The organism is Corynebacterium sp. MSK012 (assembly GCF_030232435.1).
Lineage (GTDB): Bacteria > Actinomycetota > Actinomycetes > Mycobacteriales > Mycobacteriaceae > Corynebacterium > Corynebacterium jeikeium_D.
This window is the reverse complement of the sequence record NZ_JASPJU010000001.1, coordinates 178,575-204,297: the sequence shown is the minus strand read 5'-3', so window position 1 is coordinate 204,297 and position 25,723 is coordinate 178,575. Positions and strand designations below refer to the sequence as shown.

The 25,723-nt window shown below is 57.5% G+C and carries 18 protein-coding genes; 6 read left to right on the top strand and 12 right to left on the bottom strand.

Going from position 1 to position 25,723, the window contains the following annotated elements:
* Positions 1–49: 49 nt before the first annotated feature.
* Complete coding sequence (locus tag QP977_RS00870; protein WP_070767103.1) at positions 50–1,285, bottom strand: acetyl-CoA C-acetyltransferase; 1,236 nt, start codon at positions 1,283–1,285, stop codon at positions 50–52.
* Between the two features lie 238 nt (positions 1,286–1,523).
* Positions 1,524–4,733, bottom strand: a complete 3,210-nt coding sequence (locus QP977_RS00865) for a type I restriction endonuclease subunit R (protein WP_284847049.1) — start codon at positions 4,731–4,733, stop codon at positions 1,524–1,526.
* Positions 4,734–4,931: 198 nt separating this feature from the next.
* Here QP977_RS00865 and QP977_RS00860 point away from each other — a divergent pair, with 198 nt between their 5' ends.
* Positions 4,932–6,653 carry a DUF5635 domain-containing protein gene (locus QP977_RS00860; protein WP_410397506.1) on the top strand — a complete coding sequence of 574 codons (1,722 nt, stop codon included), beginning with the start codon at positions 4,932–4,934 and terminating at the stop codon, positions 6,651–6,653.
* A 136-nt stretch (positions 6,654–6,789) separates the two neighbouring features.
* Here QP977_RS00860 and QP977_RS00855 read toward each other — a convergent pair whose 3' ends face one another.
* The 4 genes from QP977_RS00855 to QP977_RS00840 form a co-directional block, all read right to left on the bottom strand.
* On the bottom strand, positions 6,790–8,022 hold the full coding sequence (locus tag QP977_RS00855) for a restriction endonuclease subunit S (protein ID WP_284847047.1): 1,233 nt from the start codon (positions 8,020–8,022) through the stop codon (positions 6,790–6,792).
* On the bottom strand, positions 8,019–9,068 hold the full coding sequence (locus tag QP977_RS00850) for a virulence RhuM family protein (protein WP_284847046.1): 1,050 nt from the start codon (positions 9,066–9,068) through the stop codon (positions 8,019–8,021). The genes QP977_RS00855 and QP977_RS00850 overlap by 4 nt, the downstream gene beginning before the upstream one ends.
* The gene (locus tag QP977_RS00845) at positions 9,061–10,638 is read right to left on the bottom strand and encodes a type I restriction-modification system subunit M (protein ID WP_284847045.1); all 1,578 of its coding nucleotides are present in this window, start codon (positions 10,636–10,638) and stop codon (positions 9,061–9,063) included. Before QP977_RS00845 ends, QP977_RS00850 begins: the two co-directional genes overlap by 8 nt.
* A 99-nt stretch (positions 10,639–10,737) precedes the next feature.
* Positions 10,738–11,628 carry a class I SAM-dependent methyltransferase gene (locus tag QP977_RS00840; protein WP_284847044.1) on the bottom strand — a complete coding sequence of 297 codons (891 nt, stop codon included), beginning with the start codon at positions 11,626–11,628 and terminating at the stop codon, positions 10,738–10,740.
* 93 nt (positions 11,629–11,721) lie between these two features.
* On the opposite strand from QP977_RS00840, the gene QP977_RS00835 reads away from it, so the two are divergent.
* Complete coding sequence (locus QP977_RS00835; protein ID WP_069358925.1) at positions 11,722–12,900, top strand: glycosyltransferase family 4 protein; 1,179 nt, start codon at positions 11,722–11,724, stop codon at positions 12,898–12,900.
* Here QP977_RS00835 and QP977_RS00830 read toward each other — a convergent pair.
* Both QP977_RS00830 and pgfA read right to left on the bottom strand, forming a co-directional pair.
* Positions 12,880–14,712, bottom strand: a complete 1,833-nt coding sequence (locus QP977_RS00830) for an MmpA family trehalose lipid delivery protein (protein WP_070549972.1) — start codon at positions 14,710–14,712, stop codon at positions 12,880–12,882. The genes QP977_RS00835 and QP977_RS00830 overlap by 21 nt on opposite strands.
* A gap of 81 nt (positions 14,713–14,793) precedes the next feature.
* Complete coding sequence (gene pgfA / locus QP977_RS00825) at positions 14,794–15,954, bottom strand: cell envelope lipid trafficking protein PgfA (protein ID WP_048734381.1); 1,161 nt, start codon at positions 15,952–15,954, stop codon at positions 14,794–14,796.
* A gap of 196 nt (positions 15,955–16,150) precedes the next feature.
* On the opposite strand from pgfA, the gene QP977_RS00820 reads away from it, so the two are divergent.
* Complete coding sequence (locus QP977_RS00820; protein WP_049171762.1) at positions 16,151–17,431, top strand: acyltransferase family protein; 1,281 nt, start codon at positions 16,151–16,153, stop codon at positions 17,429–17,431.
* Between the two features lie 6 nt (positions 17,432–17,437).
* On the opposite strand, the gene QP977_RS00815 is transcribed toward QP977_RS00820, so the two are convergent.
* The 4 genes from QP977_RS00815 to QP977_RS00800 form a co-directional block, all read right to left on the bottom strand.
* Positions 17,438–21,070 carry an alpha-(1->3)-arabinofuranosyltransferase domain-containing protein gene (locus tag QP977_RS00815; RefSeq protein ID WP_284847043.1) on the bottom strand — a complete coding sequence of 1,211 codons (3,633 nt, stop codon included), beginning with the start codon at positions 21,068–21,070 and terminating at the stop codon, positions 17,438–17,440.
* 29 nt (positions 21,071–21,099) lie between these two features.
* Positions 21,100–21,294: a DUF2613 domain-containing protein gene (locus QP977_RS00810; RefSeq protein ID WP_005510537.1), complete on the bottom strand. Its 195-nt coding sequence runs from the start codon at positions 21,292–21,294 to the stop codon at positions 21,100–21,102.
* Positions 21,295–21,491: 197 nt separating this feature from the next.
* Complete coding sequence (locus QP977_RS00805) at positions 21,492–21,971, bottom strand: universal stress protein (RefSeq protein WP_239393068.1); 480 nt, start codon at positions 21,969–21,971, stop codon at positions 21,492–21,494.
* Between the two features lie 151 nt (positions 21,972–22,122).
* The gene (locus QP977_RS00800) at positions 22,123–22,302 is read right to left on the bottom strand and encodes a DUF8730 family Cys-rich protein (protein ID WP_016421593.1); all 180 of its coding nucleotides are present in this window, start codon (positions 22,300–22,302) and stop codon (positions 22,123–22,125) included.
* 177 nt (positions 22,303–22,479) lie between these two features.
* On the opposite strand from QP977_RS00800, the gene QP977_RS00795 reads away from it, so the two are divergent.
* From QP977_RS00795 to QP977_RS00785, 3 genes are read left to right on the top strand one after another with little or no spacing between them, the layout of a single operon-like run.
* Entirely contained in the window at positions 22,480–23,811 is a 1,332-nt protein-coding gene (locus QP977_RS00795; protein ID WP_259788883.1) for an MFS transporter, read from the top strand.
* A 56-nt stretch (positions 23,812–23,867) separates the two neighbouring features.
* Positions 23,868–25,037 carry a sensor histidine kinase gene (locus QP977_RS00790; protein ID WP_070628451.1) on the top strand — a complete coding sequence of 390 codons (1,170 nt, stop codon included), beginning with the start codon at positions 23,868–23,870 and terminating at the stop codon, positions 25,035–25,037.
* Positions 25,034–25,681: a response regulator transcription factor gene (locus tag QP977_RS00785; protein WP_016421590.1), complete on the top strand. Its 648-nt coding sequence runs from the start codon at positions 25,034–25,036 to the stop codon at positions 25,679–25,681. Before QP977_RS00790 ends, QP977_RS00785 begins: the two co-directional genes overlap by 4 nt.
* Positions 25,682–25,723 lie beyond the last annotated feature (42 nt).

Below are 25,723 nucleotides of genomic sequence, written 5' to 3'. Positions count from 1 at the left end.
CGCGGTGTGACCGCGGTAATTGTCGCTGTGAGTTTCGTTCCGGTTTGCTTTAGACGCGCTCGATGATGGTTGCAACACCCATGCCGCCAGCCACGCAGAGCGAGATGAGGGCGTAACGGCCACCGGTGCGGTGCAGCTCGTCGATTGCGGCGCCGGTGATCATGGCACCGGTTGCACCCAGCGGGTGACCCATGGCCATTGCGCCACCGTTGATGTTGAGCTTGTCGTAGTCGATGCCCAGGTTCTGCTGAGCATGCTTGACGACGGCGGCAAACGCCTCGTTGATTTCCCACACGTCGATATCGTCGACCGTCAGGTTGGCCTTGGCCAGAGCCTCGCGAACAGCCGGCTCGATACCGGTGAGCATGATGGTCGGCTCGACACCATTAACGGCGGTGGCGACAACGCGTGCGCGTGGCGTCAGACCCATGTCTGCGCCGGCCTTCTCAGAACCAACCAGAGTCAGTGCAGCGCCGTCGACGATGCCGGAGGAGTTACCTGCGTGGTGGACATGGTTGATGCGCTCAAGCTGCGGGTACTTCTTCAGTGCAACTGCGTCGAAGCCACCCTGCTCGCCCATCATGGTGAAGGCTGCGCGCAGGCCGGCCAGGGACTCTGCGGAGACACCTTCGCGGATGGTCTCATCGCGGTCGAGGATGGTCAGGCCGTTAGCGTCCTTGACTGGGACGACGGAGCGGTCGAAGCGGCCCTCAGACCAAGCCTTTGCGGCACGGGCGTGGGAGAGTGCTGCCATTTCGTCGAGGGACTCGCGGTCAAAGCCGTCGAGCGATGCAATCAGGTCAGCGGAGATACCCTGCGGGACGAAGTCAGTTGCGAACGAGACCTGTGCATCCATTGCCATTGCGCCACCGTCGGACATCATTGGCACGCGGGACATGGACTCCACGCCACCGGCGAGAACGAGCTCGTCCATGCCGGAGCGGACCTTCTGAGCAGCCAAGTTGATGGCGGAGAGGCCGGAAGCGCAGAAGCGGTTGATCTGGACACCGCCGGTGCGGTACGGCAGGCCTGCGGTGAGTGCTGCGGTGCGGGCAATGTCCGCACCCTGGTCGCCGACCGGGCTGACGCAGCCAACGATGAGGTCGCTGATGCGTTCTTCATCCAGCTCCGGGAAGCGGTTGCGAATTTCGTCGATGAGGCCGACGAGAAGTGATACCGGGCGTACCTCGTGGAGGGAGCCGTCCTTCTTGCCCTTGCCGCGCGGGGTGCGAATTGCCTCGTAGATGAAGGCTTCGCCGCCCGGCTGAATGGTGGCGGAAGTCATGTGTTTTTACCTCACAGATTCGTCGTAAAGTGTCGTGCGTCACTCTATAACGAATGGCGGATTGCCGGGGGTGATTTGAGGGGTGCTGGGGAGAAAGTTGACTCGCCGTAGTCTCTCACCTGGGGGTATGGGAGAAACCGGGGGTAATTACATAAGTAGTTTTAAACACAGCTTCGCGGAAGCGAGGCGGTAACGGTCTGCCATGTGAAGGCCCAATCGTTACGCCCGCCCGCAACCATCAAGCCGCCTCTCCATCATCCTCCGCGAACCCCAAGTTCCGATAGCGCTCGACAAAGGCCTGAATGCGCTGAAGCACCCGCGTCTTGACCTTTTCACGCTCATTACCTGGAGTAAACCGCGACATTGGCGGAAGAACTCGAACAATTCCGGTGCCAAGCGTGCTGACAATGCCGGTGGTCAGCGCCTCTTCAATGAAAGATTGCGCAGTGGGCATCCGCAGCTTTTCTTCAGCGATGATCGCATTGAGTTCTTCCGTGCGTTTGGTCCTGATGAATTCTTCCCACTGCTCATCAACGGGCTGGGTCAGGCTCACGGTGTTGACGAACTCTTCAATCAGGTCGCGCTTGTTCCGCAGCGATGGGCTGGAGTTTGCAGCACGAGAAATCTGGGCACGAATTTCTTCTCTCTCGTTACTGCCGTGGGTTTCGCGGTATTGCTCGACGAGCATGAGAATGTAGTCGACATTGATCTCTACCTGCTTAATCAGCTCCATCTCGAAGACCACATCTTCGTTGATGGACTCCCGTTCCCCGTCGCTTTCAGTACGGAATTCCGCGAACAGGTCGAGGTAGATACTGCGGTAGTCCTGCTCCTGGCGAGGCGTCAACAGCGCGTCATCAGCGAATTGGTCGAAGGAAGTCAGGATGTTTTGGACACACAGTATCGCTCCGAAAAGCTTGATGAACTCCTTTTTCGCCTTCTCGCCAACAATTGCCTTATCCAGCGGGTATTCCTGGAGCAGCTGATTCACCAGCTCGGCGTATTCGGCAAAGTACTCAGCGTAGGGCTTGAGCAGCACTACGCTTTGCGCATCGGTGTCGCCGAAGAGCCGCAGCGCCTCATTTGTGGCATCTTCGAGGTCTCGGAAGCAGACAATGTTGCCGTACGTCTTGACTGAGTTGAGGATTCGGTTGGTACGCGAGAATGCCTGAATCAATCCGTGGTACTTCAGGTTCTTGTCCACGAACAGGGTGTTCAAGGTGGTGGCATCGAATCCGGTGAGGAACATGTTGACCACGATGGTCATATCGACTTCCCTGTTTTTCATTCGCAGGGAGAGGTCTTTGTAGTAGTTCTGGAATTTCTCGGCAGTGGTGTCGTAGTTGGTCTTGAAATACCCGTTGTAGTCGGCAATCGCCGCTTCCAGGTAATCGCGCGCAACCTTGGGTAGCTGCTCGGGCTCCATGTCTTCTTCAAGGAGCAAGCCTGTCTCGTCGGCCACGGCAGTAGCTGCCGCAGCGTTTTTCTTTTCGCTTGACGACGGAATCGTCGGTGACTCATCCTTTTCGGCCTCATTTGGCGCGAATGAGTAAATCATGGCGATCTTCAGCCGCTCTGCTTCCGGCAGTGACGCTTGCGCTTCTTTGAAGAGGTTGTAATAGGTGTAGGCAGCCTCAACAGAAGCGGTGGCGAAGATAGCATTGAAGCCACGAACTCGTTGATTTTTCTTTATTTCCTTAATGCGACCGCGGTGTCGGGCCTTTGCTGAGGCGGATACGTTCTCGACAACGCGGTGTTGGTAGAAGGTTTCCCGCTTCGTTTTCTGCGCGAAGTGTTCGAGCGTGTAGTCGACGACGTTTTTTAGGCGTGGCTCGGCCAGGAGTGCGCCTTCAGTATCGATGCCTGTGACTTCCTTGTCCTTAACGTTTCCAACCGAGATGGTGTTGACGTAGTCGATCCGGAAGGGCAGGACATTTTTATCGGTGATGGCGTCAACGATGGTGTAGGCGTGGAGTCGTTTGCCGAAAGCCTGCTCGGTGGTTTTGAGGTTGGCCTTGGTGCCGCTGGTGGAGTTGTCAGCGAAGATGGGTGTCCCGGTGAATCCGAAGAGGTTGTACTTCTTGAATGCCTTAGTAATGGCAGTGTGCATGTCGCCAAATTGGGAGCGGTGGCATTCGTCGAAGATGATGACCACGTGCTTGCCGTAGACATCGTGGTGTTTGTTGCCTGCGATGAAGTTCGACAGCTTCTGAATTGTGGTGATGATGATGGCCGCATCGTCGTCTTCCAGCTGCTTCTTCAGCACGGCGGTCGAGGTGTTGGAGTTGGCAGCACCCTTTTGGAAGCGGTCGTACTCACGCATGGTTTGGTAGTCGAGGTCCTTGCGGTCGACGACAAAGAGGACCTTATCTACATGCGAGAGTTTGCTAGCCAGCTGTGCTGCCTTGAATGAGGTGAGGGTTTTCCCCGAACCGGTCGTGTGCCAGATGTAGCCGCCGGCCTCCGTCGTGCCAAGGCGTTCACGATAGTTATTGGAAATCTCAATTCGTTGCAGAATTTTCTCAGCAGCGACGATTTGGTATGGGCGCATCACCAGTAGTTCTTCCGCAGCGGTGAAGACGCAGTACTTGGTCAGAATATTGAGAAGCGAGTGCTTGGACAGGAATGTCTTAGTGAAGCCAACAAGATCCCGGATGGGTTGGTTGTTTGCGTCAGCCCACCACGATGTGAATTCAAAGCTCTTAGCACCGCGCGCCGCGCGGCCTTTTCCTCCCGTTTCCTTGATGTGCAGTTCACGGGTGGTGTTGGAGTAGTACTTGGTCAGCGTGCCGTTACTGATGACAAACAGCTGCACATAATCGAACAAACCGTCGCCAGACCAGAAAGAGTCGCGCTGGTAGCGCCTGATCTGGTTAAAGGCTTCACGCAGCTCTACGCCACGGCGCTTGAGTTCGATATGCACCATGGGAAGGCCATTGACCAGGATGGTGACGTCGTAACGATTGGAGTGTTTCGCACCACCTTCGTCCTTTTCCACCTCGTACTGGTTAATGACCTGCAGCCGGTTGTTATGGACATTTGCTTTATCCAGCAGTCGGATGTTTTTGCTCGTGCCGTCGTCACGCGTAAGAACCTGAATGTGGTCTTCGTGGATACGACGGGTCTTTTCCTTGATTCCGTCGTTGGCGCTGGTGATGCAGGTGCGATAGAACCGTTCCCATTCCGCGTCGCTGAAGGTGACGTGGTTGAGGGTTTCTAGTTGGCGGCGAAGGTTGGCAACGAGATCTGCTTCGCTGTGGATAGGCAGGTAGTCGTAGGCCTGCGACTGGAGGATGTCGATGAGTTCTTGCTCCAGTTGCGCCTCAGTTTGGTAGTCCTCTGAGGTGCGCTCCTCGGCCTGGTACTCCGCGACGACGGTGCTCTGCTCACCGACAGCGATCGGGTCGTACTTGGTTACTCGTCGCTTGCCGACGCCGTCCTGGTTCATGCTGCCAGCACCTTTTCCATAGTGTTAATTTGAAGCGTTACTTTTATGAGTCTCTATCTTAGAGAGTCCGGGGTAGCACGGGGTCGTGCAGCTAATCCACCAAGGTTCCCACAAAAACCACAACCGCTGTTAGAATAAGGGGGCTCTAATCTAACAATCCCCAGGTGGTGGTTCGCTGTGGCTCCGACTTTGCCGGGAATGGAAGTTCGCCGGGAGCAGCTGATAGCTCAAGTTGACGCTATTTTGGAGTCGGCAATCGACGATTGTGTGCGTAAAACCAAAGAGACCCAGTCGATTGATTTCAAAGAGGAAGCTGGCCGACGTAGAGGTTCCCAGATTGAACCTGGTAAGTCGGAGAATTCGACAGCTGCCGACAAACTTGCCGACGAAGTGGCCTGCATGGCCAATACTCCTGGTGGCGGTGCCTTGATTGTTGGAATCGAGGATAAAACAGGGCGGATTATCGGTACCGAACTGGACATAGATTGGTTGCGGCAGGCTATCTATAGCCGGATTGATATTGCGCCTGATGTTGTCGAAAAGCGTGTGCAGGGCCAGCGAGTGCTTGTCATTTATGTTGCGGCAGCCTCTGAACCCGTTGAAGATACTGGGAACAGGCTGCGTTGGCGTGTTGGTGATTCGTGCAAGCCGGTGGACCGGTCGGAATGGTGGGAGTATCGGCGTGCGCAGGACGGCTTTGATTCAATGGCGCAGGTTAGTGCCGCAACACTTTCCGATGTCCGTCCCGGTGCCCTGGCGTTGGCCAGGAAATGGGACCCAGTGTTTGCCGAGCTTACCGACCAAGAAGTGCTGCACGGCATTGGTGCTCTTGATGCCAATGGATTCCTATCAATGGCAGGAAAGCAGCTATTTACTTCGGCAGGGCGTACGGTTATTGAGCTCAGCATTTTTGATGTTCACGGTGGTCAGGTGCTTAACAGAGTGGTGCCGGAACCTGAGAAGTCGTGTCTTGAGCAGCTTGCGTACATAGAGCAGGCTCTGAATGTGGTGAATAAAAACAACACTGTGGTGGAGGGGTTCGTACATAAGCCAGTGCCAGAGATTCCACGCGGTGCAGTGCGTGAGGCGATGCTAAATGCCATGATTCACCGCGATTGGAATCGAAGCGAAGCCATTGATGTGCGATGGATTGAGCTCGACAGCACCTTGATTGTGCGAAGCCCCGGTGGTTTTCCAGGAGCAATCACCGAAAACAATGTGTTAAGTAACCGTTCTGCTCGTTACCCCGCTCTGGCTGATGTGTATCGCGCAATTGGGCTCGTAGACAAGCAGGGTGTTGGGGTGGATCGCATGTACCAATCGATGATTGCCCTGGGGCATCGGCCGCCCACCATTGAAGAAGTAGCGGGCCCGTTTGTGGAAACGACTTTGGTGGGTGGCAGTCCCGTGCTGCCCGTTCTTGAGCTGATGTCAAGGATAATCCCGCAAGCACGGCAGGAAGATTACCGCATTGCAATCGTGTTGTATCTACTTTTTCAGCGCCCATTTGTCACGGTTGCGGAAGTAGCGCGTGGGCTGCAAGCCGGGCCTGAATCGGCTCACAATGCCCTGGATGCAGCCCGACAAACGACGGTACTGGGTGAACCGCTGATTGTCCCCCATGCTGGAGTGTGGGTGCTTTGCGAAACATGCCGAGCAATCTTGCGCAAAGCTGAACCGACGCCATTCTTGCCTGCGCGGTACCTCACCACCGATCAGGATGAACTCCAGAAAGCAGCGATGTTGTGGCTGTGTGAGGTTGGGGATATCGCTACAAGTGACCTCATGGTTCTGTCTGGAAGCTCCCGCGGCACAGTGAAGGCCTGTATCGACGTCATGGTAGAAGCCGGCATTGTCACTGCCATTGGCAACGGCCGATCGCGCAGGTATCGGCTCACTAATCCGTCAAGGTCCCTGTAGAAACCGAAATCATTGTCAGATTAGACACTGCCTAATCTGACAATCCGGAGGTGGGCGATGAATGCGGAAGTATCGCTGACCTGATGGAGCGAGGGAAGTCCGGCGTCCCGCTGGGACTCGCCGACGTCTCCCCGGTTTATGCCGAAAGCTCCTTAAACGTGAGTAGTTGATCCCGGTAGTACTCGTACTGCTGCCGGCGAGCTTCAATCTCGGCAGGCAGACCGGAAGTGAGGTCGTTCACGAGTGCATCAAACTTGTCGAGAATATTTACGATGCGCTGCTGTTCTTCGAGGGGAGGGATGGGGATTGGGAAGTTCTTAATCTTTCTCGCGTTGAGATTATTTTGAGAACCTTCACCTAGGTTTTTCAAAATAAAGTATTGTTTAGCAATCCAGTGATAGACGTATCGATAGTGTGCGATATTACTATCCACAGTTATGTTGCAGCATGCTTGATTGGTGGTCAGTGGAATCTTGTTAACTGCGACTTTCGCTGCTGTAGCACCGTACATCGCCACAATTACGGAGTTTTCTGGGACCCATTTCGCAGAAGATGAATTGAGGCCTGCCTCAGTAATTGATACTGAGGTTTTATAGACGTCCCTGTAGTCGATGTCTTGGGTACGTAACCACGGGATTGAGCCGTTGTAAAACTCTTTTGTCCCGGACCGAGGTGTACCACCAGAGGAAACACGTTGGGCTACTTCGTTCAAGGTCACCCACCGGACTCTCTCGCTCTCGGTAAATGTCAGCAGTTGGTCACGATAAAATTCATACTGCTTTTTCCTAGCTTCCAGCTCCGCTTCCAGCTCCGCTTCCAGCTCCGCTTCCAGCTTTTCAAATAGCTCAAGGGTCTCGGAGATTTCCTCCTGTATATGGATTGGAAGAATTGGGAAAAGCGTCTTCGCGACATTTTTGGTTGAAATAGAGGAAATCTTCGATGATGAAATCTTATTGCGGATCTGATCTTTGAATGCTCGGCTATTGAAGTAGTAGGCAGCAAATTTGGGATCGAATTTTCCTGATATCACGTAGCATGCATCATGAATGACTATTGGTTCGTTGCCGAGCCACGCTACAGATTTTCCAATATCTTCGATTGTTTCACCCGCTGTCGCCATTACGACATCATTGGGCTGTGCGAATCTCAATGATTTTGCGCGTACTTTAGATAAGTAGGAGATAGATTCAGTCGCGGAAGTTCCATATTTCGTATAGATTTCTCCATAGTGCATGCAGGGTACTCCGCTTTCCTGCATATCTGCTTTGACAAAGCGCTTTCCGCGGTAAATTTGAGTCACCTCGCCCAGCGGTTTGTACTCCACACCATTCGGGCAGAGTTCCTCGATGAGTTTTTCAATCTGGTTCACTTCTGCTCCTTCGGTGGTTGCTGGATCTGCTTCTGAACTGCAGTGATTTCCTTGAGATAGTCCCGTTCCACACCACTCGGTTGGGTATCAATCACTGATTTGTACTTCTCGTATTCCGCATGGGCCTTCTGTATCGCTTGGCGGTGGGAAACCGTTCCTGCTCCCTCCAAGGACTTGCCACCCATGGCCGCAATCATTGTGGTGAGGTGATCCATCCAGTCCGCCATATACGTCGGCTGGTGCATCTGGGCACGGAACTCTGCCGCATCGAAGTAGGCAGAAACTAAGGTATTTAGGCGTTTTAGCTCGTCCTCGGCAAGGTAATTCTTGGCGATCTCCACCTCGGCCTTGGTGATGCGCTCGCCCTTCCAATTCGTCAACCCCATGTTTGGCTTTGTGGCATTCGAACGCTCGTAAACCACCTCGGCTGCCGTGTGGCCGTGAGCACCAAAATGAAGTTTATTCTGGACCGTCGCAAAGAACTGCTTACTCACAGCGGCCCGCGGATCGTAATCCACGCTGGTGGCGTACAAATCTAGAATCTGGCGATGAATGACCTTCTCACTAGAGCGAATATCGCGGATGCGCTCCAGCAATTCACGCCAGTATGTTCCGCCACCGACCTCTTTCAGGCGCTCATCGTCCATGGCGAAGCCCTTAATCAGGTATTCGCGCAAAACGCCTAGTGCCCACTGTCGGAACTGAGTACCCCGCAAGGACCTCACTCGGTAACCTACGGAGATAATCACGTCGAGGTTGTAGTGTTCCCGTTCGCGCGAAACTTCCCTTGAGCCTTCGAGTTGAACTGTTCGGAATTTCCGAACAGTTGCCTCTGACCTGGGAAGCTCGCCTTCCGCAAACACATTCCTAATATGTTCGGAGACGTTCGCCTTCGACGACTGAAACAGCTCCACCATCTGGGCCTGAGTGAGCCAGACGGTTTCGTCGACAAGCCGTACCTCAATGCGAGTAGCACCGTCGTCCGTGCGGAACATCACCAGCTCGCCCGCGAACGCCATGCTCATGTCGCCGTTCGTGTCAGACATCGGTGCGGGTTCCCTCAAGATCTGCCACAATTTCATCGATTGCCTCGCGCAGCTGGCGCTGGCGCTCCACGATGCCAACGATCTGCTTATTCAGCTCCACGATGTCAATGACCTCGCGGGTGTCTTCGGGTTCGACGTAGGAGGAAACTGCGATGTTGTAGTCGTTATCCGCAATCTCCTCAGCGGGCACCAGCTTGGTGAAATACTCCACATCCTCTCGGGCAGTGAAGGCATCCAGAATCTTCTTCTGGTTCTTGTCATTCAGTCGGTTCTTGTTGCCACTGCGCTCGAACTCTGCGGAGGCGTCAATGAAGAGAACCGAATTGTCCTTCTTCGACTTCTTCAACACGATGATGCAGGTCGCGATGGTGGTGCCGAAGAAAAGATCCGGCGGCAGCTGAATAACCGTATCGACATAGTTGTTATCCACCAGGTACTTGCGAATCTTCTTCTCCGCGCCGCCGCGGTAAAGCACACCGGGGAACTCAACAATTGCGGCTGTGCCATTCGTCGCAAGCCACGAGAGAATATGCATCGTGAAAGCCAAGTCAGCCTTTGACTTCGGCGCAAGGACGCCTGCCGGTGCGTAGCGCGGATCGTTAATCAGCAGAGGATTGTTATCGCCCTCCCACTTGATGGAGTAGGGCGGGTTGGACACGATTGCCTCAAACGGCTGGTTATCCCAGTGCGCAGGTTCAGTGAGTGTATTGCCCAGCGCAATGTCGAAATTGTCGAAGTTCACATCGTGCAAAAACATGTTGATGCGCGCAAGGTTATACGTGGTCAGGTTGATTTCCTGGCCGTAGTAGCCCTCGCGGACGCCGCCTTCGCCAAGCACTTTCTTGAACTTCAACAGCAGCGAACCGGAGCCAACAGCCGGGTCGTACACCCTGTTCACGCTATCCTTGCCCACCACAGTGATCCGGGTCAGCAGCTCAGAGACCTCCTGCGGCGTGTAGTACTCGCCACCGGACTTGCCTGCCTGAGAGGCATACATGCCCATCAAGTACTCGTAGGCATCGCCGAATAGGTCGATGGAGTTGTCATCGGCTTTAACGGTGAGAGGCATATTGCCGATATGCCTCATCAGCTCGTAAATCTTGTTATTGCGTTCGATGACCGAGTTGCCAAGCTTGTTGCTGTCCAGGTTGATGTCGTCGAAAAGCCCTTGAAGATCGCTTTCGCTAGCGGTGCCTTTTGCAGATGCTTCGATATTTTTGAATATCTGCTGCAGTCGCTCATTGAGGTTCTCGCGGTAATGTTCGTCAGCCGCCTGCTTGCAGACATTCGTAAACAACTCAGAGGGCAAAATGAAGTAGCCCTTTTCCTCGACGATACTGGTGCGTCCCCACTCAGCATCCTTGTCAGAAAGGGAAGCGTAATCCGCGTCCTCATTTCCGGCGTCACGTTCGCCGTCATCGATGTACTCGGAGAGCTTCTCCGAGATAAAGCGGTAGAACATCATGCCGAGCACATAAGACTTAAAATCCCAACCATCCACGCTGCCACGCAAGTCGTTGGCGATGTTCCAAATAGTCCTGTGCAGCTGTGCCCGGTCTGCGTCACTCATAGTGAAAATCCCCGCTCAATCAGTAAAAATGCTTGAGCTCCCAGTCTAGTGGCAGACGATACGAAGTCAGGGTAGCACGCTCCGAGAGAAACTGACCCCCTACCGCTTCCGCAGCACCAGCACCAGGTTCGACACCGCGAACTCGCGCAGCCCCGGTACGTGCACCATCCACCAGGCCCACCACGGGTGGTAACGCGGAAACGCGGCTAGCAGTTCACAGTCGCCAGCCTCCGCCGCAGCGCGCGCCCACTTCAACCCTTCACCGCAACCGACCTTGAACAGGGACTCGCCAAAGTAGTTCTTCGGTCGCTTGCCGTGCTTCTTCTCATACATGCGCCGCGCGCGGTCGCCGCCCAGGTAATGTGTCATCCCCATCTCGTGACCACCGAATGGGCCGTACCAAATGGTGTAGGAGTAGACGACCAGCCCGCCCGGCTTGGTCACACGCAGCATTTCCTCGCCCATCGTCCATGGCTCGGGCACATGCTCGGCAACGTTCGATGAGTATGTCAGGTCAAAAGCATCATCGCGAAACGGCAGTTCCAGCCCCGATCCGCGTACCGACGACTCCAGCTTGATACCCGCCGCCGCCATCTCGCCCACATCTGGTTCACAGGTGTAATATTCCACGCCACGCTGGGCAAATGCTCGGCCAAAGTACCCGGGTCCGCCGCCGACATCAAGGATGCGCTTGCCACGCAGTGCGGTATTCGTCGTAACGCTTGACGACGTGCCCCCTGCGCCCGGCGACTCCGCCGTACCAGCGGTGCCCCTCGCATCCACCGCGCCCACTGAACCATCCGCGCCAGCCGCGATGCCTTCTAGGAGGCCGATGGTGTCTTCGGCAAGGTGCCCGTAGAAGATATCGGGATCGGTTTGCTCGTATTTGAAGTCGTTGAGCAGCCCAAATGAGCGCGACAGCGTAGCAAAGCTGCGCAGCTCTTTCAGAGCGGGCGGGACGATAAAAGCGGGAAAGCGAAAGCTGGTCACGTCAAACAATCTAATGGACTGGTTGGGTTTGGGAGTATGGATTTGAGCTAAAGCGGCAACGAAAGCCGCGCCGAGCGTTAGGCTCATATTGTTATGAAAATCTTACTGTTGTGTTGGCGCGACACTGGTCACCCCGAAGGTGGAGGTAGTGAGCGCTATTTGGAGCGCGTCGCAGGTTACCTTGCCGACCAAGGTCACACCGTGGTGTTCCGCACGGCCAGTTACCCAGACGCACCAGCCCTTTCGCGTCGTGATGGCGTGACGTTCTCCCGCGCTGGTGGAAACTTCTCCGTCTATGTGCGCTCCTGGACCGCGATGCTGGGTGCGCGATTTGGCGTGGGCCCAATTGCCAAGGTGCTCGGCGGCAAGCCGGATGTCGTGGTCGACACCCAAAACGGTGTCCCCTTTTTCGCGCGGATTTTCTCCGGCGCACCGACGGTGCTGCTAACACATCACTGCCACCGCGAACAGTGGCCAGTGGCAGGGCCGATTATTAGCAAGCTTGGGTGGTTCATCGAGTCGCGTCTGTCGCCGATGATTCACCGCCGCTGCCGCTACATCACAGTTTCCGAGCCAAGTGCCGCTGAACTGGTAGAACTTGGAGTGTCGCCGGGGCGCATCGCGGTAATCCGCAATGGTGTGGACCCGATTCCGGAGGAGTTGCAGTCGACCGAAATCATGGCGGACCTATCCGAGTGCGACGGTCCAGCACCGCATTTGGTGACGCTGTCGCGATTGGTTCCGCATAAGCAGATTGAGCACGCCATCGATGTGCTTGCAGATCTTGTACAAGATCGTCCAGGTGCGATTCTCGATGTTATTGGCTCGGGGTGGTGGCACGACAACCTCGTGGAATATGCCCGTGACAAGGGCGTTTCGGACCACGTCGTCTTCCACGGGCAGGTCACCGAGGCGGACAAACACCGCATCCTCTCCAAGGCGTGTCTGCACCTGATGCCTTCTCGCAAGGAGGGTTGGGGGCTCGCCGTCATCGAATCAGCGCAGCACGGCGTGCCGACGGTCGGTTATCGCTCCTCGGCGGGCTTGCGCGATTCGGTCAACGACGGCGAAACTGGCCTGCTGGCCAGCGATGAAGCTGACCTGATTGCCAAGACACGACAGATTCTCGATAACGGCGAACTGCATCGCGCAATGTCCAAGGCCTGCGTCGCCCGTGCCGCGGAATTTGGCTGGGACAAGACCGGTGAGGCAGTTCTGAATGTCTTGGAAAACCCAACACTGGATAAGTTGCTACCTGCGGCGGGGCAGTAGCGCTTCCATTACTCCAGTCAGTAGCCCCGCCAGCAGCCCAGCGAGTAGGCAAAGAGTCCAGATTCCAAAGGCTGTCCACGCAGCTGCATAGGCCCCCTGGCTTGGTTGTGTGGCCGGCTCGATAACGCCGGGGACATGGTATAGCTGCAGGTCAGGTGTTTCATAGACGGGGTCTAACGCTGCCACAATGTCAGCGGAGTCGCCGAAGTTGCCGGGCGAATTCTCCACTAGGACCCAGCCAACGCCTTGGTCTCGAAGACTCTGGAGCGCAGACTCAAGCTCCTCGTGTCTCTTCGCACCACCGAGCAGCGTGCGCTCAACGGTTGTGGCTCCCTCGCCAGACACCGACTGCCCAGAGACAATCAGTTCGCCAGAGCTCACCACCGGAGCGGGCAAAATCTTCGTAGCCGGGTCGAGGACAGGACGCCCATTAATAATGCGGTAAGAACCGGCAGGTAGAACCGCAACGCGATCGTCGTCAAGCGCGACCACACCGGAAACCGCCGACCAGCCTTCCCATGACGGAATGGGGCGGAGTGGAGCGACATCGGCGGGCAGCGTGGGGACAGCGGCGATGATGATGAGCGCGCTGACGCCAGTAGCCAACCACTGGCCGATGTTGGCGGTGGTCCCGCGAGCGCGGCGTGCCAGGTATTCCGCACCGCTTGCGGCGAGGATGACATAGGCGGGGACGGCGAGCGCGATCCACTTTTGCGTATCACGAAGCAGGCCCGCGCCCGGGATGTGCTCCAGCGCCCAACCCATCATCAAAATGCCCGGCGTTGTTGCGGCGAGAGCGACGAGCATGATGGCCGTGGCGCCAGTGATAATCAGCCCCCGCCAGCGCTCTTGCGAATGCCAGGCACGACGGAATCCCAGGCCCATAAGCACCAGGAGTGCCAGCACCATAATCGCCGAAAAACCAACCTCGCGCGTCAGTGGCACAGCCTGCTTATTCCAGATGCCACCCAATCCCAACAGGCTGCCGAGCGTGCCGACGTGTGCCTCTGCTCTGGCCGCAAATGCGGCAGCGCCAGCCGCATCGGAGGACCCAGCTGCACTCGGGTTCAGCAAAGATGCCACTAGCCACGGTGAACTGACCGCTACTGTTGTGGCCACAATCCAAGCGCGGTCGCGGTTATTGCGAGCGGTAACAATGCCGGTGATACCAGCCAAAAGGGCACCGGTCGGCGTGAGACCCGCAGCGGCAATTGCGCTGGTGCGCCACAAGGCACTACCCATCTGCGTTGCCAGAACAACTGCCGGAAGCAGCAATACGGCGATGACCAGTGACCACTGTCCCTGGAGCAAACGCTCGACCACAAACGGGTTCCAGAGCAGCATCGTCGGTGCAATCAGCTGGCTGGCCAAGCTCGGAGTCATGGGTACAAGGCCCGCACCGGATGCGCTACTGGTGCCCGAGCCGTGGCGAGTGAACCTGCGGGCGAGCTCAGCAGCTGCAAGACCACCAATCAAACAGGCGCCCACCATGCCGAAGCGCACCCAATGGCTGGCATCCACAAAGTAGCCCAGTGCCCACAGTGCGGTGTCCTGCGGAACAGCTCGTGCCGCAGCGGGGCCGAGTCCCAGGGCCGCGTCGGTAAGCGGTGGGTGATTGGGGATGACCATGTCGCGCAGCAGAAACATCGGTGCCCCAAAGCGACCATCGGCCGGGGCCTTGTGGGGCACAAAGAGCGGCCAGCACACGGCAGCGGTCAGCAGGAGAATCCACGACAACACAAAAACCCAGGCGACTCGCTCCGAATGAGAGCGAGCCGACTGGGTCAGAGTAGTGCGGAAACGTTGTGTCACGTGCCCTATATTAAATTATTTTTCGCTTTCCTCAGTGAAACTTAGGGTAAGCGAGAGCCTGTGGCACCGTAGTTTGGCGTCTTAGGCGGACTTGCTGCGAACACGGAAGCCAATCACGATGAGAACCAGGCCGAGGATACCGAGGATCCACGGTGCGACAGTGCCGCCGATAGTCAGCGACTTACGTGCTTCCTTAGCGCGGTCCATCTGGCGGCCCTTGGAGCCTTCGTCCCACTGAGCGGTGTACTTCATCGCGGTACGGTTCTGCTCCTTGGCTTCCTTTTCACGGCCAGCCTTGGAAGCAATTTCTTCAGCTTCCTTGTCGTCCTTGGCGTAGAACATGAACATCTCTTCAGTACCGTTGACGATCACGCCAGAAGTCGGCTCGACGCGGACAGTACGGACGTTGGTGTAGTAACGATCCAGCTCGACGTCGTCGTCACCCTCCAGGCCCCACTTGTGAGCCGGGAAGCTCAGGCGCATGGAAGCCAGCGAGGACTTGTCAGCCTCGGTGAGCTTGCGGCCGTCGCGAGTGAAGTGCTCGGTCAGGGACTCGTAGAGGTTCTGCGGCGGAATGGTCATGGAGTACTTGTAGACCTTGACGCCATCCTGAGTTTCCTCACCGACAAAGTCAATCTCGAAGTTACGCATCGCCTGGACGTCGTAGTACGGGTAGGACTTCTTCTCAGCACCAAACGGGAACTGGTACTGGATGCCCGGACGGGTGAACGTCGGCGGCTTGGTGTCCGAACCACCCTGCGGTGCGTTAATAGCAACGCTGGAGATCGGGTCATCTACCGGGTACGCAGTGCTGCGGTCAACAGTGATGCGGTCGAGGGTCGCATTGATGAGGTTCTTCGGCTCTTCGCGGTCATCGCGCAGCAGAGTGGTACCGACCTGGAGAGTTGCAATCTTGTCGTCAGCCGGCTCCTCAATCTCAACGTGGCGCTTCGACTGCATCGGAGTCTTGTCGTTGATGAAGCAGTGGACCGGGAGATCGCGCTTCTCTTCGTCCGTCTCTGCCTTGCAGCGCGGGTCATTCTTGCGGTTTGGCGTTGGCTCATTCTTGCCCAGCTGGCTGGAGTCCAACAGAGTGCCGTCGCGCACCTCCGTGATGGTATCGCTCACAGTGTCAAGTGGGATGACCCGGAGGCGAGGCACCAGGAAGGTTGGCAGAAGGACGGCAATGACAATCAATGCAGCACCGATAATAATCAGTGCATGTCCGAGAGTTCTCTTCATCAGCGGATAGTCCTTTAACTGTACGTAACTTTCTGCTGCAAAACCTAGCAGGAAGTTAGGAGTTATGTGGTGTGTTTTTTAAAAATAACTTGTCGGGAAAACAAAAGAGTTTTGGAAAAACCGGCCTGAACAGGACTTATTTCATAATAAAATACAAGTGATTTTACTCATTCCGGTATCCGTGTAAGAAAGTACTATGACGTCCAAGGCATATGCGGCAGCGCCAAACGCTGGGCAAGACACAGTGTCGAGCTCTGTGCCGAACTCTACGCCGAACACTGTATCCAGCTCGGGATCCAGCACTGCATCGAGCTCTGCCACCACATTCCGCCCAGGCTTCCTGCCTTCGCTGGAGGGCCTGCGAGCTGTGGCTTCGATGGGCATCATCGGCACGCACGTCGCATTCCAGACCGGGCATGATGTGGGAGCCCTGTGGGAGCGCATCCTCGGCCGCTTCGACTTCTTCGTGGCCGTTTTCTTCGTGCTGTCCGGATTCCTGTTGTGGCGTTCTCACCGCTCGGGTTACGGCGGAATTCCCCGTCGTAAAGCATTGTCCGATGCCGACGGCGGACGGAAGAAGAGCTGGGCGAAGTACTACAAGAAGCGCGTCGCGCGCATTATGCCCGCGTACTGGGTGCTAGTGCTTATTGTGCTCATCGCACTGCCGGTGGGGCGCGGCGCGGATCTCAAGATTTGGCTAACAAATCTGACGCTGACACAGGTGTATTTCTCCGGCTCGCTGCACGGTGGGTTGACGCACCTGTGGTCGTTGTCGGTGGAGGTCGCGTTCTACATCTCGCTGCCGCTGTTTGCCATTGGGCTTAGCCGGTTGGACCCGCATCGCCAGCAGGGGCGCCGCATAGTGGCAATTTCCCTGCTTGCGATCTTGAGCTTCGGCTGGCCCTACCTGCCACTGCCGTACCCAGAAGGCGTTAACCCGCATATTCAGCCGATTGCCTACTTTTCCTGGTTCGCAGCTGGCATGATTCTCGCCGAGCTGGAATCGCTCCAGGGCGTCGATACCGATGCCGCCCGCGCGAAGGTGGAGACCATGCAGCGCTGGGCACGCCGCCGTTCGCTGTGGCTGGCGATCGCCGTTGGTGCGCTGGTTCTGGCTTCCTACCTGGGTCCCGAAGGGCTAGTCGAGCTCACCAACTGGGAATTCACCCGCCGCCTGCTGTGCGGTCTGGTCTTCGGTGCCGCCATCATCGGCCCCTGGACGATAGCGCCGGAGTCTCGCTTCCTTGAACACCCCATCATGCAGGCGCTAGGGCGCTGGTCGTACGGTATCTTCCTCTGGCACGTGGCGATGCTCTCCATTGCATTCCCGCTGCTTGGCGTGAAGCTGTTCACCGGACATCTGCTCAGTGTCACCATTGTCACGGTCGCACTGTCGATTCCGGTGGCCGCCGCCTCCTACGCGCTCGTCGAGGAACCTGCCCGCCGCTTCTTCGCACGCGTCTGGGTCAACCGCTAACGGCTTTTAATCAGCGGTGTTGTCGGTGTCGTCATCAGCACCGCCACCGGAAAGCATCGAGCAGCACGCCACGATCGTCAGCGCCGCCGTCAGCAGTAACTGAAGCGGCCAGCCGGCACCGGCGTAGTCATCCTTTGGCCATGGGTTCGCCGCCAGCACCAAGCCCGCAATCGACATCATCGCAGCAAGCGCCACAATTAGTGCATTTCGCACGTTCAGCCATGGTTTGACGACGTCCCCACGCTTCCGTGCCCAGAAAACCGCACCAAGGGTAGCGGCAACCACCACGAGGGCAACGACCACGCCAGGCCAGCTGGATACCAGGGTCACTGTCGCGGCAGCCGCAATGCCAATAGCCGCCCGCGGCAAGTCATTGCCCAGCGAAGATGCGGGAATCGGGGTGGTGAGAGCGAATCGTCGCCAAGCGAAAGCCAGCCCCACAGCGACCAGTGCGTACACAGCTGCGAGTGCGCCGCCTGCGAGGATTCCAGTACGCCAGGTCTGCTGCGGTGGATAGGTCAGCTCGACTGCACCACCAATTCCAGCCGGAATCGTCCAACCCTGCTGCCAACCAGAGACCGTTACCGGCTTCATGGGGGCACCTCCGACACGAAGCTCGTGGCCAGCATTGACAGAGATTGGCAACCACACGATGCGATCGTGGTCGGCAGCGTCAATAGGATTGTTCAGGTCGATTGGCGTGGCTTTCTGCTGCTCAGCTGACGGTGCGAAGTAGTCAGTCGAGGTGAGCGATACCCAATCGGACTTGGCATCGATGCGCCATGGCCCCGGCGAGAGCTCAATCTCTTCACCACAGGTCAGCCCGCGGTGATCAGAACCGTCACCGCGCTGGAGGCTGGCCCACGGGTCTCCGATGCTGCTGCGGCAGGTATCAGCATCGACCTTCACCTTTACCGGCTTCGGAACGGTGAACAGGCGCACCAGCGTGCCCTCGTGAATCTCCTGGCCAAAGACCCAACGCTGAGCCAGCGACGAGGAATTCGGTACCACCGGGACACGAACCGGCGTGAGGTCCTCCGCTATATCCTCGGCGGAAAGTTCCGCTTCTTCATCGGAATCGGGGTTGCTGGATTCGAATGCGTCGAAGCCAGTGTCCCGCTTTGGAATCACCAGTCCTAGCTCGGAGATAGCAAACCCCACAGGAGCAATCTTTGCTGTGATGAGCACAGATGTGGTCTTGCCGCCGGGCAGCGGAATGCGGGTCGTCTCACCCGGGACCAACTGTACAGAGCTGGAGGCTGTATCCGTCTGGATGCGCAGTTGCACTGGAACGCGAGCACCGGTCAGGCTGAGCACTGCGTTATCGGTCGGTTCCTTCCAGGAAAGCTTGACCCACTCAGCCTGGCTCTTGCCCGCCAAGGGTTCCCACCAGGTGGAAGTGTCGCCGTCGAGCATTGCGTTGACGGAGTGGTCGGCGGATGCACCACCGACGTTGTATGGCTCCGAGGCCGACGACGAAACCTCAATTGTGGCCCGGCCCGTTGCCGTCTGCGTCAGCGGAAGCCCAGCGACGGGGTAGTCCGGAACGAGGTTGCGGACATATGAATCCTCGTCTTCGGCCAGGATTGCCGACTCCGCGCCAACGACTTCACCGTAGTTACGGCCGCGGCGTGCAGGAGTGTCGGTGACCGTTCCGGCATCCTTGCCAGACAGAATGCGCACTGGGGCATCGGAATCGACCTCATCAAGCCGCGGGAGCACCTCGGGACCACCGGCGACCAGCGGCACCTGCGCGGTGTCCACCAAGCGCGGTGACAGAGCGTGATTGCGCAGTTCCTTCGGTCCTGCACCCCAGATCTGGATAGCAGTATGGCCGTCCTCGTCCGCAAACTCTGCCACCTTTTCCATGGTCGGGGAGTCCTGCAGCGTGGAGGTAATGGCGCGCAGTGAATCGCCTCTTGATGCCACTCGCAGGTCGTGGCGGACCAGTACATAGCCGATGCCATTGTTGCGCAGTGTGGCGTCCAGCGCCGGTACTTCACGCCCACGAGTCAGCGAATTGCGCAGACCATCGAGGCCGCGAATCGCCTCTGGAGGCGCCAATGGCACGGTATCGCGGACGGCCCAGGGGACGTCGGCAAGCGGCTGGAGTGGTTCGTCACGAGTATTGCCCCACGTCTGATCGGCAAACGGTGATGACGGTACGACCAGCGTGCGGGTGTCCTCGCCCTGCTTGTTCAGCCAATCGGCGGCCTCGTGCCAGTAGCCCGGAACCTCGGAAAAACCTCCTGCCGGAGCTAAGCGAGCACTCCACGCAGGTGCGGTGGCGCTAGCGAGAACCACCAGAACCAGCATCGATGCGATAGCGCGCGGGTGCTTCTCCGGGTGCAGCCACTGCTGCCAGCCGGTGGTCGCTTGAGCTACGGCTGGAACCTTGGCATCGGTGTTTTCGGCGTCAGCATCAGCACTCGCCTTCTCCGCACGGTCAATCGCAGGTTCCCGCCACGGCCATGGCAGCTGCGCTGTCGCATGAGCGAAACCGATAACGAGCGGCAGGCGCACAATAGTGTCGAATTTGTGCAGGTTGCGTACCGCTGCGAGCGTGGAATCGAGCATCTCTCGAGCCGATTCCCACACCAGTCCGAATGGCTCCGTCCAGGCCGCCATGATGACAAGCCCGATGAGCATCATCAGCAGCCACATCCGGCGCAGCGGCAGTGAACGCATGACCAGGCCAAGCAGTCCGATTGCTGCGACAGCCATCGTGGCGTAGATCAGAATTGGCTCCGCGACCAGCGCATTTCCGCCCACGCGCTCAAAAGAGACAAACGGCGTCCACGAGGTAGCGCCGCGCAGCGTCTCGCCGAGGCTCAGCCAGCGAGTGGTCACACCGGAGGACTCAATGTAGTCCGTAAACGGTGGTGAGTACTTGCCCAGCAGTAGCAGCGGCACGATCCACCACATGCTGACCGCCGCGCACGCAGCCAGCCAACCGCCGAGCATCGCCCATGCGCGCCCACGGCGGGGTCCCGTAAAAGCGAAGAAGAGCAGCATCAGTCCGGCAGGGATGCAGGCCGCAGCCGTACTGACGGCGTTGACTGCGCCAGTGCACAGTACAGCTAGACCGGAAAGCAACACAGCGCGGGTGGTCGCACGCCAGGGCAGCTCTTCGCGCCGGACGGCAACCCGCAGTAATGGAAGGAGGATCCATGGCGCTAGCGCCACAGGCCAGGTCTCGGACGAAATCGCGCCCAACGTCGTAATTACGCGCGGCGACAATGCGTACAACAATGCCGCCAGCACGCGCGAGGTATGCGTGCCGACGCCGATAGCTTCGGCCACACGATATGCGCCGGTAAAAGCTAAGCAGAGAGTGAGACTCCACCACAGCGCCTGGATAATCCAACTGGGCGCTAATACGTCGGGCAGCAAACTGAACAGGGCGAAGAATGCGCCCTGCGGAAAGAGGTAACCATAGGCCTGGTTCTGGAGCTGTCCCAGCGGCATGGTGTCTGACCACATGTTAAGCGATGCGGACAAAAACCCGATGGGGTTTTCCGTCAGGTCGTGCTTGGTGTCAGCGACAGTTTTGCCGGGGGACTGAATGAATGCCAGCAGGCACAGCAAAGCCCACCAGGGTACAAGCACGCGCTTACGCGCTCGAACAAAGGTGGGCATAGCTTTAAAGGAGGGCTAGCGTTAAAGGGTTAACGCTGACCGTATTCGACACCGCCAAGCAGAGCGTCATCGGTGGAAACAGCCTGTGCTTCCGGAATTCGGTCTTCGGTCAGAGCCTGGCCGATGCCGAAAATTGCGGCACCACCGAGAAGGGCACCAATAAGCGCCGAGGCCAGGGCGGGGCCAACGCTACGACGCTGCTCGGAATCAGTTTCGTATGCCATGTTGAGGACTCCTCGTGTGCATTAAGTCAATACTGTTTATAAAACTACACTCTGTGACTTCTGTAAACCAGTGGAACAGCTGGGAATCTTTCCCTGCCTTGAATTTTGAGTGGCTTCAGTGGTCATTGAGTTTTCTTAGTTGAGAGGTTATACCATTTTCTATCAGCTAAGTAAGTTTTTGAAAATTTTCTAGAAATTTATTCCTTTTCCCCTGGAACTACGAGGACTGGGCGACCAGCATTCTTGAGCAATGCGTCGGAGGTGGAGGCAGTAAATAGTCCGCGCAGACCAGTGACGCCACGAGTACCGGAGATAATCACACCCGCATTGAGGTCGTGAGCTGCGTCGACGATAGCCGACCAGATAGTAGTTTCGGTCTCTACCAGGTATGGCTCCGCGACGAAGCCGGCCTCAGCGGCAATTTGCACGCCCTCACGGCAAATGCGTACAGCCTCGTCGTGAGCCGGATCGCCGTCTTCAGTAGTGGCATCCCAATCAGGTTGCATCATGCCTGAGGCGCCAGCGGTACGAGCTGCAGCGCGCTGCAGGGGCTCCCAAGCAGTCAGAATGTAGGCAGTTTTGACGCGCAGCAACTTTCCGGCGTAGGCCAGTGCCCGCTTGGCTTCGTCGGAGCCGTCGTAGGCAATGAGCATGGAATCAGAAATCGGTTCAACCATTTTCAGTTCGATCCTTACGTCAGAGATAGCTGGAAGACTGTCAATAGATACAGAAAAAGAGATGTCGCTGTAGTCCAGGATAGGGCAACAGCGACATCGAGTACGTCAATTTTTCAGGCTACTCCCGGCCATTGGTGGCAGAAGCACTGAACTAGCCGAACAGGCGTCCGAGGAAACCGCGGTTTGCACCAGCCGCCTTAATTTCTTCATCGGTGTGCTTTCCGCCGCACCACTGATCTGCCGGAACAGTTGCCTTTACCTGGTCGATGTGCTGCCCGCAGCCAGCCCAGGTCGTCTTGTGGCAAACATTGCATTCAACGGGTCGACACATACTTCATCAATCTCCTTGAGGGGCGGCCAACCTGCCTGCTGGCCAGGGGTAGGGGCGTGAGGGCAATGCCGTTTCACTACCTAAAATTATCCCCTATTCAAGTGGAAACGATAAATCGACCGGGGGAGTCGTAGCCGGCTAGAGAGGCATTAACAGGAAGCGGTAACGTCCACTGTTATGGCAATAGAAGAAAAACCGGGGCAACCACAACCAAAAGCTACTGGTACCTCGAAGAATGCCATTACACTCGGCGTTCCCATCCTCGTCATAGCAGTAATCGTTGCGGCGCTGAACTTGCGCCCGAGTATCGCGTCGATCGGCCCGGTGCTCGATCAGCTCCTTTCCACCCTCGGTGCATCCTCCGCCTTTGGTGGTCTGATTACGGCCATTCCGGGGCTCGCGTTTTTCGCGATTGGGTTGTCTGCGGTGTCCGTCGGCAAGCGCATGGGGCTAAGCGGCGCGCTCACACTGTCAGCGGCGTTGCTATTCGTCGGCCTTGCGGTGCGACCGTGGGTGAGCAGTATCTGGCTATTCCTACTGTTCACTGCGCTGTCAGTTGCTGGTATTGCGCTGGGAAATGTGCTGCTACCTGCGTGGATTAAGGTGCACGGCGGCCGTCATACGGTCGTGCTGATGATGCTGTATTCCAGCATGCTCGCCCTCGGTGGCGGCCTGGGGCCGGCGACGGCGTTTTTGATTAGCGATTCACCCGAAGCGTCCGCAGGCAGTATCGACATGTGGCGCTGGGCGATTGCCGCATGGGCGATTACCGCCCTGGTGCAGCTCGTCGTGTGGGTGCCGCTGCGTGCGCGCATCGGATTCGATTACCCGAAGGCGCCGGTCAGCACCTCGGCAAGCACGCCAATCTGGAAGTCGCCGACAGCCATTGCGCTGGCGGTTTTCTTCGGCGTGCAGTCGATGAACGCCTACGTGCTCATGGGGTGGATGCCGAAAATGCTTATCGACGCTGGCATCAGCGTCAGCGTAGCCACCGCAGCATCCATGCTCGTCCAGGGGCTGGGCATCATTGGTGGTCTGCTGATGCCGCCGCTGATTGCACGGCTTCGTACCATGTCCTACGTCGCCTTTGGTCTCGGCTGCCTTTTCTTCCTCGGCTATGTGTTGATGATTCTGATTGACCAGCGGGGAGCAGCAGCAACTGGGGCGGGATACGCAATCGGTGCTGCGTTCCTGCTGGGAGTCGGTGGTTTTTGTTTTCCCATGGCCATCGCGCTGATTCCAGCTCGCACTCGAAGCCATGAGCTGACCGCGCGGTTGTCCGGCTTCGTGCAGCCAATCGGCTACATTTTCTCCGCAGTCGGGCCATTCCTGGTGGGCGTGGCCGCCGGAACCGCGGAAACATGGACCCCCATTCTGATTGTGCTGCTTGGCACCACCGTCGTGCTTGCAGTGCTTGGACTGATTATCGGTCGGCCAACGTTCATCGATGACGAATTGGCCGACCGTGGTATCGGAGAAAAGAAGTCGGGGCGCATTCAGCTCGACTGAATATAGGGGAGTTAGCTCCACTGTTTTTAGGCGCGAGCCAATTTAGCTTTGAAACTATGACAAAGAAAAAGAATTTAATCGCGCTGGCCTGGAGTTTTATCCTCGGCCTGCTGTTCATTCCGGGATTGATCGTCTCCGTCGTTCTTCTGCCGTGGATTCCGCTCACCAGCCGCGGTGCCGACTGGCTTTCCCGCTGGGCAGCATCGTGGTCGGGCACCCCAATCCCCAAGCGCGTGACCAATCGCTGGTTCGACATCCGCAACTTCGTCAACCTGCTCGTCCAGTTGGTCATTGGGTTCGTCACCTTCACAGCCTGGGTCGGCGGTGGTTTTACTGTCGGAGTGCTCTTCGCTGCACCTTTCCTGGTTGACGAACTGGAGTTTTTCAGCTGGACTCTGACGGATCCCGCGCAGAAGATCACTGTTGGCTGGGTTTTCGCAATCCTCTTTTTGGTGCTGACCATTGCCATCAACCTCGGTGCCGGCTTACTGTCCATCTGGCTCTCCCACGCCATCCTCGCACCCTCCAGTGAGGAAGTCACTCAGTCTCGTGATGTGCTCATTGACTCCTTCTCCGGTGAGCGCCGCCGCATCGAACGCGAGCTTCACGACGGCCCTCAGCAACACCTGACCGCCTTGAAACTCAACATTGCCGCTGCTCGCATGGGTAAGACTGAAGAAGAGGTAGCCGAGGCGCTCACCGCCGCCGATAACAATGCAACGCAGGCGCTTGCACAGCTGCGCTCCGTGGTGCTTGGCATTGCCCCGCCGGTACTGTTTGAAAATGGACTGGTCGCTGCCGTGAGGGAGCTGGCAGCGCACTCTGGCATGGAGGTTTCTGTCCGTGAGGACGGTGTCTCAGACTTCGGTCCGCTCGATGAGACCACAGCGTTGCTCGCGTACCACTGTGTAGCGGAAGGACTGACCAATGCCACTAAACATGGCCATGCCCATCGGGCTGACATCACTCTCGCGGTTCAGACTCCGAAGAAGGCGCTCGTGTCGCATCTCGGTACGCTTATGGTCACTGTGCGCGACGATGGCGTAGGGCTCGAAGAACCAACGAGTGCGGGCGCTGTAGACGTCGTAAAGCATGGTCGGGGCACCGGCATTGCGGGCCTGCGCGAACGGGCGGCAGCGCTTGGCGGAACCGTGTCGCTCGCCAACGCCGACGGCGGTGCTGAATTGCGGTTGGAACTGCCCGTTCGTCAAGGAAGGACACGATGAAAGTACTGCTGGCCGAGGATTCCGTGCTCCTGCGCGAGGGGCTGACCGGCCTGCTGCGGGCGTTGGGGCACGAGGTCGTCGCCGTCGGCGATGCAGATCAGCTGCTCGCCGCTGCTGAAGGGCAGGTGTTCGATGTCATCGTTACTGACGTTCGGATGCCGCCGAGCATGCGTGACGACGGCCTGGTCGCGGTATCCACATTGCGTCAGAGCAACCCCAACCAGCCAGTTGTCGTGCTCAGCCAATACGTGGCGGCCAGTTACCTGGATCGCCTGCTGCAGCATGGTGGCTTTGGGTACTTGCTGAAAGAACGTGTCTCGGATGTCGAGCACTTTGTCTCAGCACTGGAAGAGGTACGAAGTGGCGGTACCGTGGTTGATCCTGAAGTGGTCGCGACGCTGCTTACTGCAAAGCAGTACGGTATCGCCACGCTGACTCCGCGTGAGCGCGAAGTGCTCAATCTGATGGCGCAGGGGCTCAGTAATAAGGAAATAGAAAAACGCCTGGTACTAACCGCAGGCGCTGTGAGTAAACATGTGGCAAATGTGTTCTTGAAGCTGGGTTTCCAACCGGAAGATACAAACCGTCGTGTCAAAGCCGTGTTGCGGTGGCTGAGGTACACCGCGCCGTCGCCATCCTCGTAAACCGCGACCACGTAAAAGCCCCACGCCAACTCCTCCGAAACG

Excerpts from the sequence above, each read along its gene's own strand:
- QP977_RS00870 (WP_070767103.1), bottom strand. The coding sequence starts at position 1,285 with ATGACTTCCGCCACCATTCAGCCGGGCGGCGAAGCCTTCATCTACGAG.
- QP977_RS00865 (WP_284847049.1), bottom strand. The coding sequence starts at position 4,733 with ATGAACCAGGACGGCGTCGGCAAGCGACGAGTAACCAAGTACGACCCG.
- QP977_RS00860 (WP_410397506.1), top strand. The coding sequence starts at position 4,932 with ATGGAAGTTCGCCGGGAGCAGCTGATAGCTCAAGTTGACGCTATTTTG.
- QP977_RS00850 (WP_284847046.1), bottom strand. The coding sequence starts at position 9,068 with ATGTCTGACACGAACGGCGACATGAGCATGGCGTTCGCGGGCGAGCTG.
- QP977_RS00845 (WP_284847045.1), bottom strand. The coding sequence starts at position 10,638 with ATGAGTGACGCAGACCGGGCACAGCTGCACAGGACTATTTGGAACATC.
- QP977_RS00835 (WP_069358925.1), top strand. The coding sequence starts at position 11,722 with ATGAAAATCTTACTGTTGTGTTGGCGCGACACTGGTCACCCCGAAGGT.
- pgfA (WP_048734381.1), bottom strand. The coding sequence starts at position 15,954 with ATGAAGAGAACTCTCGGACATGCACTGATTATTATCGGTGCTGCATTG.
- QP977_RS00820 (WP_049171762.1), top strand. The coding sequence starts at position 16,151 with ATGACGTCCAAGGCATATGCGGCAGCGCCAAACGCTGGGCAAGACACA.
- QP977_RS00815 (WP_284847043.1), bottom strand. The coding sequence starts at position 21,070 with ATGCCCACCTTTGTTCGAGCGCGTAAGCGCGTGCTTGTACCCTGGTGG.
- QP977_RS00810 (WP_005510537.1), bottom strand. The coding sequence starts at position 21,294 with ATGGCATACGAAACTGATTCCGAGCAGCGTCGTAGCGTTGGCCCCGCC.
- QP977_RS00805 (WP_239393068.1), bottom strand. The coding sequence starts at position 21,971 with ATGGTTGAACCGATTTCTGATTCCATGCTCATTGCCTACGACGGCTCC.
- QP977_RS00800 (WP_016421593.1), bottom strand. The coding sequence starts at position 22,302 with ATGTGTCGACCCGTTGAATGCAATGTTTGCCACAAGACGACCTGGGCT.
- QP977_RS00795 (WP_259788883.1), top strand. The coding sequence starts at position 22,480 with ATGGCAATAGAAGAAAAACCGGGGCAACCACAACCAAAAGCTACTGGT.
- QP977_RS00790 (WP_070628451.1), top strand. The coding sequence starts at position 23,868 with ATGACAAAGAAAAAGAATTTAATCGCGCTGGCCTGGAGTTTTATCCTC.
- QP977_RS00785 (WP_016421590.1), top strand. The coding sequence starts at position 25,034 with ATGAAAGTACTGCTGGCCGAGGATTCCGTGCTCCTGCGCGAGGGGCTG.